Annotated in this window: 16 protein-coding genes and 1 pseudogene; 5 read left to right on the top strand and 12 right to left on the bottom strand. The window is 42.5% G+C overall.

Features of this window, described 5'->3' with window-relative positions; all coding sequences use genetic code 11:
- Positions 1-1,004 precede the first annotated feature (1,004 nt).
- From C8R30_RS13415 to C8R30_RS13375, 10 genes and pseudogenes are all read right to left on the bottom strand, one after another.
- Positions 1,005-1,979 (bottom strand): surface-adhesin E family protein, encoded by a 975-nt coding sequence (locus tag C8R30_RS13415; RefSeq protein ID WP_107790348.1) that lies wholly within the window; start codon positions 1,977-1,979, stop codon positions 1,005-1,007.
- A 437-nt stretch (positions 1,980-2,416) separates the two neighbouring features.
- Positions 2,417-2,971 (bottom strand): hypothetical protein, encoded by a 555-nt coding sequence (locus tag C8R30_RS13410; RefSeq protein ID WP_107790347.1) that lies wholly within the window; start codon positions 2,969-2,971, stop codon positions 2,417-2,419.
- 414 nt (positions 2,972-3,385) lie between these two features.
- Complete coding sequence (locus tag C8R30_RS13405) at positions 3,386-4,093, bottom strand: M48 family metallopeptidase (RefSeq protein WP_107790346.1); 708 nt, start codon at positions 4,091-4,093, stop codon at positions 3,386-3,388.
- Positions 4,090-6,468: pseudogene (locus C8R30_RS13400) on the bottom strand (type I restriction endonuclease subunit R); the annotation flags it as partial. The gene C8R30_RS13405 and the pseudogene C8R30_RS13400, both read right to left, overlap by 4 nt.
- A gap of 12 nt (positions 6,469-6,480) precedes the next feature.
- Positions 6,481-7,356 carry a type I restriction endonuclease gene (locus C8R30_RS16230; RefSeq protein ID WP_219908889.1) on the bottom strand — a complete coding sequence of 292 codons (876 nt, stop codon included), beginning with the start codon at positions 7,354-7,356 and terminating at the stop codon, positions 6,481-6,483.
- Entirely contained in the window at positions 7,349-7,777 is a 429-nt protein-coding gene (locus C8R30_RS13395) for a type II toxin-antitoxin system VapC family toxin (RefSeq protein WP_107790345.1), read from the bottom strand. Before C8R30_RS13395 ends, C8R30_RS16230 begins: the two co-directional genes overlap by 8 nt.
- Positions 7,777-8,010, bottom strand: coding sequence for a FitA-like ribbon-helix-helix domain-containing protein (locus C8R30_RS13390; RefSeq protein WP_090672413.1), 234 nt, complete (start codon positions 8,008-8,010; stop codon positions 7,777-7,779). Before C8R30_RS13390 ends, C8R30_RS13395 begins: the two co-directional genes overlap by 1 nt.
- A gap of 151 nt (positions 8,011-8,161) precedes the next feature.
- A complete protein-coding gene (locus C8R30_RS13385) occupies positions 8,162-8,404 on the bottom strand; it encodes a DUF1016 domain-containing protein (RefSeq protein ID WP_258192055.1) in 243 nt (80 codons plus the stop codon).
- Between the two features lie 21 nt (positions 8,405-8,425).
- Complete coding sequence (locus C8R30_RS13380) at positions 8,426-8,848, bottom strand: hypothetical protein (RefSeq protein WP_107790344.1); 423 nt, start codon at positions 8,846-8,848, stop codon at positions 8,426-8,428.
- Positions 8,849-8,977: 129 nt separating this feature from the next.
- Entirely contained in the window at positions 8,978-9,880 is a 903-nt protein-coding gene (locus C8R30_RS13375) for a surface-adhesin E family protein (RefSeq protein ID WP_107790343.1), read from the bottom strand.
- Positions 9,881-11,411: 1,531 nt separating this feature from the next.
- Between C8R30_RS13375 and C8R30_RS13370 the strand changes: the two genes are divergently transcribed.
- The 3 genes from C8R30_RS13370 to C8R30_RS13360 all read left to right on the top strand — a co-directional run bounded on the left by C8R30_RS13370 (position 11,412) and on the right by C8R30_RS13360 (position 14,539).
- Positions 11,412-12,461 carry an AAA family ATPase gene (locus tag C8R30_RS13370; RefSeq protein WP_107790342.1) on the top strand — a complete coding sequence of 350 codons (1,050 nt, stop codon included), beginning with the start codon at positions 11,412-11,414 and terminating at the stop codon, positions 12,459-12,461.
- A 3-nt stretch (positions 12,462-12,464) separates the two neighbouring features.
- Positions 12,465-12,971 (top strand): cysteine--tRNA ligase, encoded by a 507-nt coding sequence (locus tag C8R30_RS13365; RefSeq protein WP_107790341.1) that lies wholly within the window; start codon positions 12,465-12,467, stop codon positions 12,969-12,971.
- A 425-nt stretch (positions 12,972-13,396) separates the two neighbouring features.
- Entirely contained in the window at positions 13,397-14,539 is a 1,143-nt protein-coding gene (locus C8R30_RS13360; RefSeq protein WP_107790340.1) for a Fic family protein, read from the top strand.
- Positions 14,540-14,751: 212 nt separating this feature from the next.
- Here the strand turns inward: C8R30_RS13360 and C8R30_RS13355 are convergent, their stop codons facing one another.
- Entirely contained in the window at positions 14,752-15,549 is a 798-nt protein-coding gene (locus C8R30_RS13355; protein WP_107790339.1) for a hypothetical protein, read from the bottom strand.
- 18 nt (positions 15,550-15,567) lie between these two features.
- Positions 15,568-15,768, bottom strand: coding sequence for a hypothetical protein (locus tag C8R30_RS13350; RefSeq protein ID WP_090672392.1), 201 nt, complete (start codon positions 15,766-15,768; stop codon positions 15,568-15,570).
- A 407-nt stretch (positions 15,769-16,175) separates the two neighbouring features.
- Between C8R30_RS13350 and C8R30_RS13345 the strand changes: the two genes are divergently transcribed.
- Positions 16,176-16,967 carry a TraX family protein gene (locus C8R30_RS13345; protein WP_219908888.1) on the top strand — a complete coding sequence of 264 codons (792 nt, stop codon included), beginning with the start codon at positions 16,176-16,178 and terminating at the stop codon, positions 16,965-16,967.
- Between the two features lie 130 nt (positions 16,968-17,097).
- Positions 17,098-17,173 (top strand): IS66 family insertion sequence element accessory protein TnpA (tnpA, locus tag C8R30_RS16720; protein ID WP_420812376.1); only part of this gene is annotated, 76 nt, incomplete at its 3' end.

Raw genomic sequence — 17,173 nt, 5'->3', positions numbered from 1 at the left:
GATCTGAAAACCGTTATTAACAGTAAAAAGTGGATACACTTGAGTGCCCTTCCCATTATTCCCGGCGTTCGCCGAGCCCAGGGAAAGGACTGAGGCGACGTTTAGCAGTATTTATGTGTCGCCCGCAAGTATCGGTAAATCAGCGACATTAAAAACAAAAAACCCGTTTCTGTTATAAGCAGAGAACGGGCTTGTCATTCTCCGGTTTAGCTGCATTTGATAAAGCGCCCGCAATCGAAACAAATCGGCGCGTTCGAATATTAGTATTGTCGGGTGAAAATTGCAAGCAAGGATTTGCCGATCGTGAGTGGCATCAGAAGCATCGCACATGATTTGGGCCCTTAGTGGTCGGTATATGCAATGACACTGCCAATTGTATTCAACAACTGCTTCAATGATTTCTAAAAACCTTGGTCGGCTATCCTCTCTTCATGAAGTTTTCAGTGATGTCTACATGATGTTGCATGATAAGGTAAGTCCAGAAATTCTAAATGGGTTAGTCTTGCTATGAGTTGAAATATAAACTTATTTTCCTTTATTCGCGACCTGACCTTGGGTACACGTGACCCTGGGTACACGATTATTGTCTAAAATATCTCTGTAAGCTTTTTAATCGCGTATCCAGCCCATAGGATGAACAAGAAAGATATAATCCACGAATCATCTATGTAAAATTGGTAAGCAAAAAATAATATTATTGTAACTAAGCCAAGATTGATGAATAAACCCACTATAATTTGAAACAATTCTGGGGCAATCCTCAAAATGAACCATATGAGTCCTATACAAAACATAATAATTACTAGAATTCCAAATCCCATGAAAACTTCATATAATCCATGAGTCTCATCAGAATCGTAGCTATGCCTATACCCATAGGCAGTTTGTACAAATAGCAAAAGAATAATCGATAAAATTACGTTCATTAAATATAATTGGTCGCTACCCCAAGATTCATAATTTTTTCTATTTTCAATTACTTGATAATAATATCTTAGGCTTAGTTAACCCTTTTTGTTACAGACAATGTTAAAAAGTACTTCGACATCCTCAGAGGGCTGATAATAGGATTCCCGTTCAATGCCAGACCAGTCGCTACCTTTTACTGGTCCCCATTCCCATGCTTCACCATAAGGACGAGATATAAGATGGTGTTCATTTCCTTCACCTCTAACATTAGAATGAGGATTTTCACTAACTACTCTTACCATTTCCCTCTGACAATCAAATTCATAAAGTACTCGTCTGATAGGATAAAGTTTATCAAAGGAATGAGAATGAGATTTGCCTGACCATAGAGACCATACTTTTTTGAAATGATTGTCCTTTTGAATTGATGTTGGGTCGAAAAAATATTGGTAGTCTAAACTATCACTACCATATTTCATCCAATTAGGAGATTTCCAATCAGGAGGCTTAGGGAGTGGAGCAGAAACCGCATAAGTATTATAGTCTTGCTCCCCACAAACTGTTCTCCAAAGAGTTTCTCCAATACCTCCTGGCACAATTGGCTTCCAACGAGTAGGAATTTCATTGGTATGAACAATTCGTCCTAATCCCATTTTTCCACTATAAAATAAAACATATAGTTCTCTGAACTGCTCATTTTTGCAGTCATATTCATTAAGACCTTTATAAGATAAAATATTAATATCATTAATCTTTTTGGCGTAGCTAAAATCCTCTAAATGCCACATTTTTACGTTATTCCCGCTTATACGAATTGTGTCATGATCAACGTATAATATAGATATGGATTTATAATCATCTCTAACATAGACTCCCGACGAAGTCCATTCAGCAACCGCACTATTGCTTATGAAAACAGCAAATAATGTAAATAGGAGTTTATTAATCAATTGATTTTTCACAATTATCTTTCTCGTTATCCAGTTTTCTAAAATTCTTGCAATCAATACAAAAATTGATATAACCATTTGAATAATATTATCTTTATTAATCCGCTTTATTGTTTGCAATATTGCTAATAACGATATAATTGCTTAGTAACTTTAATTTTCTGGATTAATTTACGGAACAAGGTTTCTGAGGTTAGCTAGAAGCTTTATAAGATTCTGATTTTCTTGGGTAAAAATTCTTAACAAAATGTACCATAGGTAAGGGAGGGGTACGCTCCCCCTTTCCCCCATCTATCAATTCAAGATAAATTAAATCGCTTGAGCCTCTTGCAAAATTATCACGAGCTAGCCGAAAAAAGATCGGCATTTGCTAATTAAAGCAAAATAAAGCAAAATTTTTTGAGTGATCGTTTTGCTTTGGTGTCGTTACGAGGCTATCATCTCTTTTATCAAAATTTGGACATACCTATCCCATCAACTGTTAAGATTGATAGATAAAAAATGGTCAAAGCACTTTTACGTGACTAAAGACATCAGCTAATTTGCTCACAAGGCTACTAGAAAATACCAAAACGTTTCTTTTTACCATGTCCGCTTCTAAGATATTCTAGTAACTCGCCGATTTTTACATGAAGAGCTACTAGCCCACCCGGGTTGAGACTAGAATAAATCGAAATAATTGATATTGCAGCAGTAACGCCTTCTAATCTTTGTTCTAAGCTGTTATTACCGTTTTTTATTTGAGGAGATATTACAACGTATTCAGTACCCAATGTATTTGGCTCAATCTCTACTGCGATAAATGTATCAAAGAAATTTACTGAAAATTCATGAGGAAATTTTTTTATTAATTGATATTGACTACCAAAATCATATTTTATAAGAGTGTTGCTGATATCTAATTTTGCTATATATCGATATTTCTTAAAGAAAAAACGGGCAGATTCCTTAGCAGGATTTCCGTCGCATATAATTTCAGGTATATGTTCTGTTGTAACATAGTCACTGACAACATAATCATCCAAAAGACTATCAACTGTCGAATTAAATAGATTTTTGATAGGCTTGTTTCTAATGATTGCATCATGAATCAAATCATATTCAAAAAACATATTCCCCTCACGTTATATTTTATTGACAATAAAAAAACATAGCGGCTACTGAGCTATAAACTTAATTACTTTCGTTACTTAATGGGTTGAATGTTTGAAATCGTGCAATACTGGCCACTATATCGATTCAGCCGAGAACGGGGCACTCACCACCCCCATAAATTGAAGAATAATCTGAACCATTTTATTCCACCAATCTTTTATTCTCTGACTGAAGATCTTGGAGCATACATAATTCAAAAATAATACAAATACAGAAGCTTATCCGAGCGTAGTCATCCACGAACACCAGCATCAAGTGATGCTTTAACCATGAAATCTTGTTAACAGATACGAGTTTGGGAGTCTAATTTCCTGCAACAGCGACCGGTCGCAGTATAGTTAGTATAACTTTCATAAAGATATAGTTAACACCTATACCGCCAAGCTTGCCCCGTGTTTTCGCAGCCATTCCTTACGCTCACGATAGTCCGGCATCACCTTGTCCACTTCATTCCAGAACGCATCAGTGTGGTCTCGGTGATGAAAATGGCACAGCTCATGCACTACGATATAATCGATGATGCGCAACGGCGCCATCATGCATTTCCAGTGAAAATTAAGCTGGCCACTTTTGCCGCAGCTGGCCCAGCGATAACCCATCTCTTTTACTTTAATGTTTGCGACAATGACGCTCACCTTCGGCGCGAAGTAGGTAACCCGTTCTTTGAAACGCTGCATGCCTTTGTCGATGAAATAAGATTCAAATGCCTGTTTGGCCACCTTGGTGCCACCCTGTTCGATCACAGATCGACTTAGGCAGAATCGGCCTTCTTTTAGTTGCAAGGCAAAATCCTGATCAGATACTAACGACAACCGATAAGCGCGTCCCAAGTATAAAAAAGTTTCGCCGTTGACCCATTCACGCACTACGGCGCTCGCATTCAGATCTTTCCATTCGGCCAGATTACGATAAATCCATAAGCGTTTGCTTTCTACCACCGCATCCACCTGTTCCGGGGTATAACCCGCAGGTGGACGCACGGCCACCACCCCGTTACGTTCAATGACGATATCGGTGGTTTTGCGCGGGCTGCCGGGTAGCAATTGGTATTCGATGTCTCTGACACGGCGCACATTCATGCTTTGTTCACTCCCACTGTGCCTTTCAGCAATTCGTCGTGACGATTCTTCGCCAGTTTCATAATTTCGATCGCAATGCGTTCACGGTTTTTTTTGAGTTCGGTAATACCGGTCAAGGTCAGCGCGGTTTTGATTTCGCTGCGGGTTTTCTTTTGCTTGTCGCTATTGTGCCAGAAATCAATGCTGCCAATGCTGTGTTGCAAAGTTTCAACAATGGCCTCCATCAGCACCTTCATTTTGGGCTTGACGTCAGTGGGTGCTGCTCCGTTGGCAAAGGCTTCATTAACGACGTGTTCGTAAAAGGTAGTCGCTTCCCTGCTCATACCTTCCTCGCCCTGCTTGCGACCCTCGATCGCTACGGTACGGAGATTCTCTAGCTCCTCGGCCAGCTTATCCCATTGATCCTGATACTGATCAATCAGTTTTTCGACTTTCTCCGCCAGGCTTTTATAAAACGCCGGGTCTTCATCATGATGCACAGTACAGTGCTTGCGAATCGCATGCTCCATTTCGCTGGCTTTGGCTTCAGCATTGCCGGCTGCGTGTTTGTTCAGATTGGCGATAAAGTCCTCAGACAGCAATTCTACCGGCGGCACCTTGGGATTGATGCCCAAGCTGATCAGATGCTCGTTGATCAGGTCGCGCACTTTCTGCCCGGCATCGCCCAGATCCAGACTGGTGTCCTTATAGCGCTCCTTGGCGACACTCATGAAATAACCCAGACGCTTGGCCGACACCCGGTACGGATGGGCGGCTTGATTCGGCAAAATGATGTCCAGACTCATCAAAAATTTCTTCAGATAGACGTCAAAGTCGGCGCGAATTTTTTCATCCTTGAGCAGCTTAACCGCCTCGTGTACCACGGCGGCATCTTCTTCGATGCTAGCCAGCTTGCCCTCGATAAACTCGCGCACTTTGACCACCTTGTGCTCGGCGAACAGTTGTAACAAACGCTGATAACGCTCTTCCAGCACCGGTACTTCCGACGTAATGCTTTTCAGACCTAAAGCCAGCTCCTGCTGTTCATCAGCTGCGGCATACAGAGTCAAGGCATCGGTCAGGTTGTTGGTGAGGCCGATGTAATCGACGACATAGCCGCGCTGTTTCCCTTTCCTCACCCGGTTGGTGCGCGCGATCGTTTGCAGCAGAGTGTGCTCGCGGATTTTTTTGTCGAGATACATCACCTGTTCGATCGGTGCATCAAAGCCGGTCAGCAGCATGTCGCACACGACCAGAAAGGCAATGCCAGAATTGGATTTGTCCGGATCGTCAAAGTCGAACGGTTTGCAGAAATTATCCACCGCATTCCAGGCTTTGGCCTGCTTTCGTGCCTCGGTAATATAAGCCGCCTCATTGTTGCCGTCACTGGAAATCACCACGGTCGCTTTCAGGAAGCGCACTTTTTTGATCAGCTCGTAATTTGGTTCCGGTTCGGCTTCCAACCGTGCAGCATGATCGGTCAGCGCCTGATGAATGGCTTTCTGGTAATGCACCGCCGCCAGTTTCGAATGGCATACCACCTGCACTTTGAAGCCGTTCGGGAAGATATGTTCCAGATAATGCTGCACCATATCCTTGGCGATGGCGGCAATGCGCTGTTCGGCTTCCAAGAGATCGCAGGTGGCGCCGTATTTTTTCTTGATCGCCAGCAGCTCTTCTTCGCTGCGGTCCTTGAACAGGTTTTCAAAACAGGTTTCAAAACCGTACTTGTCGTTCGGCGCCGCATCGGCGGTGCGGCCTTCATACAGAATCTGCAAGGTGGTGCCGTCTTCGACCGCATCCATCAACCGATAGGTATCGATGTAATCGCCGAAGCGCTTCACGGTTTTCTTTTCGCCATGGCGCTCGGTAATCAGTGGCGTGCCGGTAAAAGCGATGCGCGCCGCATTCGGGAAGGCTTCAAAGATGTTATCACCCAGATCCGAGCTTTGCGTGCGGTGTGCCTCGTCGATCATCAGCACGATGCGCGAGGAGTGATTGATGACGCCAAAAGTCTGACTGGAAGGGATGGTCTGATGGGTACCCAGGGCTTCGGCGACTTTTAACGGCAGGCTTTGGTCGTGCAACTGGAACTTGTGCACCATCACCATGTTGATGTCGGAGCTGTCCGTCGCCAGTTGTTCGCGCAGTCTCTTGCGGCTTTCGATCACATGCACCCGGCCGCCAATCAGTGTGGCGGTTTCGGCGAGTTGGTCTTCCAAATCCACCCGGTCGTTGATCAGCAGAATCTTGTAATCGTTCAGATCGCCCGAGGCGCGCAGCATACGCGCGACAAACACCATGGTCAGGCTTTTGCCGGAACCTTGCGTGTGCCAGACCACGCCGCTTTTTTCCTCGGCAGTTTGGCCGTTGCGCAGCCGTTCGATGATTTTGTTCGCGGCGCGGAATTACTGGTAACGGCACACCACCTTGATGCGCGGGCCGCCGTCGGTATCCATGAACACGCTGCACGTGCGCAGCATGCTGAGCAGATTGGTCTTGTTCGGCATGCCGTTGACCAGTTGCTGCTGTTGGTTCATTCCTTCAGCGGCACTATTCGCCTGCGGCCATTGGGTTTTCCAGGGATAAAAATGCTCTTCGCCGGACGTGATCGTACCGTAATCGGTCTCGACGCCGCTGCTACGAATTAACAGCAGATTGCTGTGGAACAGGCGCGGTTCGCCTTCCTTGAGTCCCTGCTGATGGGTTTCCTTGCGCCGGTTCATATAGCGCTGCAACTGCTCGAAGGCCTCCGCCATCGGATTGGCACAAGTTGGCCCGCCCTTCTTGCATTCCACCACGATCAGCGGAATGCCGTTCACGAACAGCGCGATGTCGGGAATGATGAATTGCTTCACGCAGCCCGGCGTATCGATGCGGAACTGGTTGATCGCGAGAAAGTGATTGTTTTCCGGGTTGGCGAAGTCGATCAGTTTGACCACCGGGTCCTGCTCGCCGGTGAGTTCGTTCACATCCACCTGCGCCTTGAACAGCAGTTTCTGAATCGCCTCGTTCGCTTCGAGCAACGTGCGGTTCGGCTGGCGCAGAATCTGGTCCTGCAAATCCTGCAATTGTTTATCGGTCAGCCACGGCTTGCCGTCGGCGGTGATATTCAACGCCGCGACCGACTTTGCAAACGCCTCGGGCAATAGCCACTGGCGGAAATTCAGGCGCAAGCTTTTCGTCGGGTCGGACGGAATCTCCGGCCCTTGGTCGATGATCTCCCAGCCCAAGTCTTGCAACTGGTGCAGAAAGGGCTGTTCGACTTCGGTGTACTCAGACATTGGATGACTCGAACGGATTGAGCAGGCTAACGCCGGTCTGAACAAAATCCCGCACATTTCGCGTGACCAGGGTGAAACCGTAGCTCAGCGCGGTCGCGGCAATCTGTTTATCCAGTGCATTCTCCGGATGCGGTACGCGCAAACGACCCCAGATCTGCGCCTCCTCTTTGCCAAAATCCAGAATATTGTCCGCATAGTCATCCAGTAGATTCTGTAACCAGGTCTCCAGCGCCCCGGCCTGAACGAGGTCGCCCCGGTGCCGGATTAAATCAACGCCGCGGCGCAGCTCGCCGACGGTCACCACGCTGATATAGGTTTGCGCCTCCTGGTCGGCGAGTTGGCGAACAAAGCGACTGAGGCCGGCGTTGGCCCGCTCCTTTTTACGCAGCTCACTGATGATGTTGGTGTCCAGCAAGTACATCAGTCAAACGGGTTTGGAGCCTGTTGATCCTGTACCCGGGCAAAGTCTTCATCGGTGCCCACCTCGGGGATCTGGCTTAACACCTCGAGAAAAGAGCGTTTTTTCGGGCGCCTCAGCGCCTGTTCCAAAATCCGCCGGTGTTCGGCTTCGGCGCTGATGCCGTGGCGGCTCGCCCGCATTTTCAGCGCATTAGCGATTTCATCGTCCACATTGCGCACGATCAAATTAGCCATCGTTGCTTACCTCATCGAAATTTCCACATTCACGGAATGATAGCATTGATAGCATGTAAATCCAATGCTTTGCTTTCTACCTGCTTGGATCATCCGCAGGGATATTGTGTCCGACTGCCGCAAAAAAGTTGTTCGACTTTGATGTATTCGCTCATGTCTCTTCATCCTCCTGAGCAAAATCATCGCCACCTGCCAACTCTTGTTCAATTTGCTCGATACTGGGCAGACTGGTTTGTAGTTCGGCAGGCAGAGAGTCGAGCAGTTTGTATTCGGCAATGCCCATGGGCTGGCTCTTATCGCCCAAGGCATATTCGGCCACTACCTTGTTTTTGCTCTTGCACAGCAAAAGGCCAATACTTGGGTTGTCATGCTCGCTTTTGACTTGGCGGTCCACAGCGGTCAGACCCCAATAACTTTAAGGTATGCTGGGTTTATATGTGGAATAAAATGGATAATCATCACATGTAAGGCTTGAATCGTAATTTTTACGACACTGAATTACATCCCCGTTATAGGGTTTCAATAGTTTTCTCTTAGCTTTGATTTCTGCCTCCAACTCTGCCTGTCTTGCCATAACTTTTCTTTCAATTTCTGCGTTATATTCTTCCCATTCTTCGCATGTATATTTAGAGTAAGTTTCTTCTAATATTTCCATCACTTTTGGGGATGAATTAAGTAGGTAATTTTGATAGTAAAAAGATTGTCTGAATTCTGGGCACTGCCAGGATACATCGCTTTTATAAGGGACATATTCCTTATGTGCTAGTTTGGAAGTGCTATTGCAGGCAAACAACAGGGCGCATAAGAGAGCCAGTAATAATTGAGAATGCTTACACATTTGTCACTACTTTAGGATTTTCTCTTTTTCAAATATGTGGATTAAATCAAAGTAAGAAAAATAAATAAAAGGGTCAAACTCCCACAACTTTCATTTATATTAGCCTTTAGCAAAAAAATAGAGGTTTAACTAACCTCTCTTATCACAAACAATGTCAATTAAATAATCTTCAAATAAACCCGATTTAACAGGCGACCAAATATCACTAGGTCTATCATTCACTAGTTGCCACACAGATTTGTTATAGGACATATAAAGACTCCTATAGCGCTCATTTTTACAATCATATTCACTCTTCATTAGCGTTGAAGAACCATTCTCAGCGTACCATGTTCCTGTAGGTGCAGAACTTACTAATTTCCATACTTGTATTAATTGACTATTTTTTTTATAGATAACTGGATGAAAATAATATTTCTCAAATTTTGATTTGTGGAATGGTTGAATTTCAATCCATTCTTCCTGAGGAGGAGGGACATCAGGATCTAAAGTAAATTTCAGCATGCCTTTATATAACATAAAATCTATTTTTGACTTTTCACTCTTAATCTTATCTTCTTCTGTTTGACCGCAAGCAATTTCCCATAGACCTTTTATAACTGACTTAGGTGGCACTTGGTTCCATTTAAGCGAAGGAGTATCTTCGATATAAACTGGCTCCCCACCACCCATATTTTTACTATAGGCTGATACGTGAAGATATCTTACTAGCTCTTCCTTGCAATCAAACTCTTCCAGTGATTTCGTTGATAAAAACTTAATTCCTGGAGAGAGTTCTCGCTCATTCCCAAAGTTCGTCAAACTCCACATTTTGACCATGTTCCCCTCTTTCTGAATAGTGGCATAATCAACATATGTCTCATCAAACATCTTTGAAAATTCAGAGACACTTTTAGCACTATAATTATTGAAATTGTCAGATACATGCGTCCACTCAGCAACTGCACTATAGCTTATGAAAACCAGTGATAGAGTAAACAGTAATTTTTTTATCAAGTGACTTATCATTATTAATTTTTTCTCAGCAACCAATTTCTACCCCGAGACTTTCATTAGTCAGTATGATCCAAACTAACTAATTGAATATTATATATATACACGAATGGTTTCCATGGGATACTATGCCTTGCCTTGTGGCAAATTTATATAGCACATCAGAAAATCTATCAGGCAATAGCACTTTGTTACCTATTGAATCGCAGAAAAACATTGGGGGCAGAGTCTTGCCCCCTTTGCCCACTTCCTAAATTAGTAAGAGGATAGCTATTTTCACAGCTAACTTTACTACTTCAGGGTGTATTCTGACTGTCAATTCAATTGTCATGAAAATCCTCAAGAGTAGATCTAAAGTAATGATGAAAAACGGCAGCGCCGTTCAGCATCAAGGGGTGGAATGATGTATACCTCACAACAAAGCCACTTTTGTCTACCTTTAAACTCAAAGAGTCAGAAATTCTTTTGTATTCCTTCAATGTATTACAGCATGTGACTCTATTAATAACGATATTTGAACCTGATAACTTTAGCTGTTTAGGGTTAATTCAGAGAACTAGGTTTTCTGAGATTAGTCAGGAGATTTATAACATTCTGATTTTTTTATAGAAAATTTCAGGGCTGATTGCAATAGAGGTTAGGTAGGGGTACGCTACCCCCTCTCCCCCTTCCTAAGATATTATTGCTTTACAAGTATTTAGAAGGATTTAAAATCTGCAGCCGAAATACTAGAGATAGCAGCTAATGAACCGTAGCTCTTGACCAGTTCAGCTTGGCTGCATTGATAATGCGAACAAATAAACCAAAGCAAAGACTCGTGAAAGTGACAGATGGCCTGAAATAGGAAAGTATAATCAATCGATACTACTAACCCCTCTGCTATTGGTAAAGCCTAAGAATTTAGTTTGTATAGCTTGCATTTTAATCTCCGGATAAGTATCAAACTTGTTATTTAAATAACCACAAGAAAACATCTACACCGGTAATTATTTCTATTAAGCAAGTTACTACTGCTATTGCGAAGAGAATTCCTCGCTCTTTCCAAGTTGTAAATAGCATTTTAATATCTCCTATATTAATTTATTGCTGAGAGATTGATCTCATCAGAATCCTGGCTATCATTTATAGAAATTTACAATAAATTTAATCCTTGCCAATTCGATCTCCATTTCATTCGTCAGGTTATTCTTATTTAAATAGCTAAACTAGCTAGCTTTTCTTATGGGAACAAGGAAACAGCAAATGTGATGCTAAAAATCACTATTTAATAGTCCTTTCTCATTTATGTTGAATATCTATCGGTACAATTTCGGTACAGTTGAGGTTATTTTTTATAAAAAAGATAGCGCGAGCCACAGAAAAACATGTTATCTTTTAACATGTTACTGACGAGCTTCCTGATGAGGGAGGTGTCTCTAAGGGGTGGGTCGGGCGTTCACTTCGTTTCTAGAGCACCGTATTTTCATATCTGAATAGTGTTTGATTGATTAGTAAGTGCCTAATGAACTAACCAATATTTGAAGTTGATTTGGCGTACGGGACGATTCAAGATTGGTGAGGAAGGGAAACAATGTTGCAGCGAATGATCATAAAAAATTTTACTGTTTTCTCCAAATCTGATCTCGAGTTCGGTCGTAATTTGAATGTGATTGTTGGAGAAAACGGTACTGGAAAAACACATTTACTCAAACTAGCATATTCAGTTTTGGCGACCAGTGCAGAAGAAGGACGGAAGCCACATGCAACTTCACCCACAAAATCCGTTTATCAGACTCGACTTGCCGATAAGCTTGTCAATGTGTTCCGACCGGAGGCTCTTGGCCGTTTGGCGCGAAGGAAGCAAGGGCGTGAGCGCTGTGATATTACCCTGATTTTTGAACAAAGTAACTGGAACATTGCGTTTGGGTTCGCCACTAACAGCAAATCTGAGGTAAGTATCGAAAAGTTACCGACAAACTGGCTAGATGTTCCACCTGTATATCTCCCGACTCGTGAATTGCTGACAATTTTTCCAAATTTTGTTTCGGTATATGAGAGCCATTACCTCGATTTTGAAGAAACATGGAGAGATACCTGTCTTTTGCTAGGAACTTTGTTACAGAAAGGGCCAAGAGAAAAGCAAATACGGGAACTTTTGGAGCCTTTAGAGGCGGCTATGGGTGGCTTAATAGAGCTCGACAAGAATGGTCGTTTTTATTTAAAAAACGCTAATGGACGAATGGAAATTCCATTGGTAGCGGAAGGTTTGCGTAAGCTTGGAATGCTCGCTCGTTTGATAGCAACGGGTGCATTGTTAGATAAAGGATACCTGTTTTGGGATGAGCCTGAGGCTAATCTGAATCCTCGACTCATAAAACGGGTTGCCAAAAGCATATTGGATCTGAGCGTTGTGGGTATACAGGTCTTTGTTGCGACGCATAGTCTTTTTCTTCTCCGCGAGCTAGAAATACTGCTCGCAGAAAAGAGTCGTAAAAATGTTAGCGCAAGATTTTTTGGGCTTCATGCAACGGAGGATGGGATTGTGGTCGATCAAGGCGCTAATGTTGATGATATTGGTGAGATAGCCGTACTTGATGAGGAGTTAGAGCAATCTGACCGCTTTCTTATGAATACTAGCTAATTTATGCAGTGCTTTAATATAGATGGTCTAAGTTTTGATTTTCCAGATGAGTGGCATGTCGACAAATACGACGAATGGTCTTTCTATCGAAATCAATTTATACGAATGCGCGATGGTATTAAGTCATTGGATCTGTTGGCAATTGACTCAGATAAAACAGCTTGGTTAATCGAAGTAAAAGATTATCAGCAATACCCGCGCACAAAACCATCCGAGCTGTCCAGGGAAATCGCAGATAAAGTTTTTGATACGTTGGCTGCGATGCTACCCGCAAAACTAAATGCAAGTGATGAGAAGGAAAAACAAATAGCCAATAAGGTGATAGCTTCTCGTAAAGTACGCATTGTTTTACATCTTGAACAGCCAGCAAAGCATTCAAAATTACGGCCACGAGCGATTAACCCTGCAGATATTGAACTAAAATTGCGTCAGCTTTTGAAACCGATTGATGCACATCCATTGGTGGCGGAAAGATCTTCCATGAGAAATCTGCCGTGGATTGTGAACTAGAGCAAATTAATGTTGCTCTTTTATGGAGTATTAACCTCTACAAGCTGATGAAATAATTGGCAGATTACTACTCTCTCCCGGGGAAAATGATTCCGGTGAAGACCAGACAACACAAGGTGGGAGCCAAGTCTATAACAAAGACAAATGAGTGCCCACTCCTGACTATGTTAAGACCACTCTGTTTAGCAGGCCAGCGCCTGTTAGAAATTCCGAATGTACGTTATCCCGTAATATCGCAGCACCATTCAAAAATAGTGACTTCGAGAACAATACACTAATTTTCTTGGGGCATCTTATTACTCTTGCTCCAATCCTCATCAAGTATCATAAATATGCGTAAAGTAAAATAACTTTTATTGTATTTTACTTTTAATGATTAAAGTAAAATAAGAAGATTGGTATGTTACTTTAATTTTTATAAGTCTATGACAATTCAGCTTGAGCAATATAGTGCAGGGCACTATGAAAAAAGTTACGAATATCGTTATTTTCTACCATCAAAAATAAACGACGAGTGGGTGTGGCAAGCTTCGCATATTAACAGCCTACTTGAAAGAGCTGCTGTCAAGTTAGGCGAGCTCAATTCATTTGCCCGCTTGGTACCCAATATTGATTTATTTATTCAATTGCATGTCACGAAAGAAGCAGTTGTTTCTAGTCGTATAGAAGGTACACAAACTAATATGCAGGAGGCAGTCTTACAAGAAGCGGACGTTTCGCCGGAGCATCGTAACGATTGGCGTGAAGTGCAAAATTACATCGCAGCACTCAATCAGGCTATCAACGAATTAGAATCTTTACCGCTATCATCAAGATTATTGAAGAAAACGCATGCTATTTTGCTGGATAGTGTGCGTGGTGAACATAAACTACCCGGTGAATTTCGTACCAGTCAAAATTGGATAGGGGGTAACAGCCTGGCAGATGCAACATTCATACCACTTCATCACCAATATGTGAATGATCTTATGGGTGATCTTGAAAATTTTTTGCATAATCACGATATTCATGTACCTGCATTAATTCGTATAGCTATTGCTCATTACCAATTTGAGACAATCCATCCGTTCTTGGATGGTAATGGACGCATCGGACGCTTACTTATTACGCTCTTTTTGGTGAGTGAGGGCATGCTAGAAAAGCCACTACTTTATCTTTCGAGCTATTTTGAGAAAAATAAAAGCCGATATTATGACAATTTGATGTTGGTGCGAGAAAAAAATAACATGCTGCAATGGCTTAAATATTTTTTAGTGGGTATCGAGCAAACAGCGACACTAGCAGTAAATACTTTATCCAATATTCTTGGATTGAAAGCTGAGATAGAGCAGAGTTTGCGAACTAAATTTGGGCGAAGGAGCGCCAATGCACAAATTTTGTTAAATGCATTGTTCAAGCACCCAACTACAGATGTTGAGCAGGCGCAGAAAATTTGTAATTTAAGTTATAAAGCTGCAAACGATCTCGTTGCTGATATGTGCAAACATGGAATATTAAAAGAAATGACAGGGCAGAGCCGAAACCGTATGTTTATGTTTTCTTCCTATATGGCAATTTTTAACGAGTAAGAAAACTCTTGGTTGTATTCACCTTTATATTCAAGAATTCATGGAGATATCTTTTAATTATTCAAACAATCCCCCCATTCCCTCGATAAAAATATCAATAAATGATTTGATCTATCGGCCATCCTTACACATTTTTGATATGTCACTTGTTTCTCTTTTGAGAATTGCAGCTCAGGTTGAATCTTTCACGTATACATGGAAGAGAGCAAACACTAACCTTTCTTATCGCATAGTGTTGTCCATATAGAAGAAATTGATGATATTTTTCTTGGATTTAATTTTTTATAAATATCAAAATCAAACCAAGATGCTGAAAGTATCTGATCCTGCCGAATTACAATATTTAAATCGGTAGCTATAACTTCATAGTATGTGGTGAAATGGACCTCAAGCGTATCTTCATTGCGATATCCACTCATTATGGGGATTAATGAAATTTCTTGATCCATTCCGCTACTTTCATTTAATTCACCTAGAGAATTGATTGTACCTACATAAACTTTTCTTGAGTTGAGTGACAACAGGAGCGGCCGAGAGTATAGATAAGATTCAAAAAATAGCTTATCCATAGGATTATCACTTAAAACCTTGGACATAAGCAGTATCTTGGATTTTTCGAGCGTGCCTGCTTTGATATGTAGCCTTGCCCTCGAGCAGACAGACCAGAAGTATGCGATTAAAATAGTGCCTAATGAGATGACGACAATCCATGCAAAAGCAATTAAATTAGCTTTGGCTTTTTCATCCTGTACTTCGAGTATTAGAGACTCAAGTAAGATGGCAATGCTTATCGTAATTTCCCAGTTAAAGATGTAAATTGTTGATGGGAAAAACTTATGTGCGATAAAGGCGATTACTGAAAACGCCAATAGAGAAGCTACACCAAGACAAGCGCTAATAAAATACAAATACTGCCCTTGGTAGCGGTGAATCTTATAATAAAAATTGGGGTTGTAATTACAAACGATGAAGCCACTGACAAGTACGGGAAGAATTAAGAAAGCGAGCACGTTAATCTAATATTTTGGCTAGCTGCTTTGCTCAACAATTTTTTTTGCTTCCCTCGCATAAACTTTAAATTTATCAGTACTGGTGACTTCTTTTGCATCGACAACTAAAGTACCTCGTCCGATAACTCGCATAGACTTGAGACCAGATTCCTTAATCGCATCAAGCACTTTTTGTTCATCTGAGTTTACAGAAAATAACCTTTTTATAAAATTGGACATGTTTCTGGAACCCTCTCGGAAATTACAATCATATGAATATAATAACGATTATATGGCCAGTTATCTATCGCTATAGACAAATATAAACGCCGCTAAAGCTTTCTTATGGTGAAAAAGAACGAAATCAACATCAGATTGTTGGGATGGTCTGGCGGGCCGCTATCGCTAACTTAGAAAGAAAGAACCAAGAATAGTGGCCGAGAATAATGAGTCAATACATATATATTATTATTCTGATTAAGCTAAGAAAGGCGGATTTTTTTGCTAATCAGCTACTTATTTGGGCAGCATGTTGGATTTTTAGTTCTTGTTACTCTTAAAATAGGACGTTTATATGCCCATGCTACCAAGGCTGTTGCCGTTATGGTGAAGCTGTTTTCAATGCATGATTGGAGTTACCGATACCATTGATTTCTCCCCTTTCAGCCACCCACCCAACTTCCCGCCCTTCCTCAGCTTGGACGACCTGGGGTCAGTGGCTTGCATTGATCACCATGACCATGGATCATGTAGTACGCTACCTGCTTCCCGGGAGCTGGGACGTCGGCTGGGTCAGCTCATCGATCGGTCGCATTGCCTTTCCGCTATTCGCTGCTATGGTTGCCTGGCATGGACTTTTCAATACCCATAACCCAACACGCTATGCTCTGCGCATTCTGTTGATCGGGCTGATCGCCCAGCTTCCCTACATGGCCATGACACGTGATGATTTTAAACTGAATATCTGTTTCACCCTCGTGTTAGGGTTGTGTTGGGGAACATGGCTGCGCAGCTTGGCTCATCGTTCAAATCCCGGGGGGCTGAGCTATTTTTTCATTATATGGCTGTCGATTGCGACAACACTCTTTGCCTGGCTGTTCGTCGGCCAATGGGTAGAGTATGGTCATGGCGGGCTTCTAATGATTCCCTTTTTTATGTTCGCGCTGCACGTCCTGAATCAGCCAGCCGACACCCTGATCAAGCAGCTTACTGCGGTAAGTGCTGCCCTGCCTCTACTGATTAATGCGGTACTGTTGAATAGCTCGATTATGGCCAAGTTTTTTACCGTGGCGACATGCTTTTTTGTGCTGTTGATGGCTGCAGGTGCCGCTAACCGAGTACCGCAGGTTAGTTTCAGGATGCCGCGTTTTATCTGGCGAGCCTGGTATCCTGGGCATTTATTGGCTATTGTCGTACTGCTGCATTGGCCGGATGGGTAAATGAACGGTGGGCCGCGCGTCGGATTGACTGGGCTATCAGTTGCAGGAATCGTAAGCGTTCAGCACGACCATCTAACCATAGATAATCTAGTCCATTATTATCCCCATACTTATTTCAAGAGGATAATTGATGGTGTTAGCGCTGTACAAACAAAACCATATAGAAGCCTGGCAGGCAAGCGGCTTATCGCAAAGGGATTATTGCC

Source organism: Nitrosomonas nitrosa (genome assembly GCF_003051105.1).
Classification (GTDB): Bacteria; Pseudomonadota; Gammaproteobacteria; order Burkholderiales; family Nitrosomonadaceae; genus Nitrosomonas; species Nitrosomonas nitrosa.
This window is presented reverse-complemented; position numbering and strand designations above follow the sequence as displayed.

Bases quoted from the DNA above. Each gene is read 5' to 3' on its own strand.
- C8R30_RS13405 (WP_107790346.1), bottom strand. From the start codon at position 4,093: ATGAATGTGCGCCGTGTCAGAGACATCGAATACCAATTGCTACCCGGC.
- C8R30_RS13360 (WP_107790340.1), top strand. From the start codon at position 13,397: ATGACAATTCAGCTTGAGCAATATAGTGCAGGGCACTATGAAAAAAGT.
- C8R30_RS13410 (WP_107790347.1), bottom strand. From the start codon at position 2,971: ATGTTTTTTGAATATGATTTGATTCATGATGCAATCATTAGAAACAAG.
- C8R30_RS13365 (WP_107790341.1), top strand. From the start codon at position 12,465: ATGCAGTGCTTTAATATAGATGGTCTAAGTTTTGATTTTCCAGATGAG.
- C8R30_RS13350 (WP_090672392.1), bottom strand. From the start codon at position 15,768: ATGTCCAATTTTATAAAAAGGTTATTTTCTGTAAACTCAGATGAACAA.
- C8R30_RS13380 (WP_107790344.1), bottom strand. From the start codon at position 8,848: ATGTGTAAGCATTCTCAATTATTACTGGCTCTCTTATGCGCCCTGTTG.
- C8R30_RS13390 (WP_090672413.1), bottom strand. From the start codon at position 8,010: ATGGCTAATTTGATCGTGCGCAATGTGGACGATGAAATCGCTAATGCG.
- C8R30_RS13395 (WP_107790345.1), bottom strand. From the start codon at position 7,777: ATGTACTTGCTGGACACCAACATCATCAGTGAGCTGCGTAAAAAGGAG.
- C8R30_RS16230 (WP_219908889.1), bottom strand. From the start codon at position 7,356: ATGTCTGAGTACACCGAAGTCGAACAGCCCTTTCTGCACCAGTTGCAA.
- C8R30_RS13370 (WP_107790342.1), top strand. From the start codon at position 11,412: ATGTTGCAGCGAATGATCATAAAAAATTTTACTGTTTTCTCCAAATCT.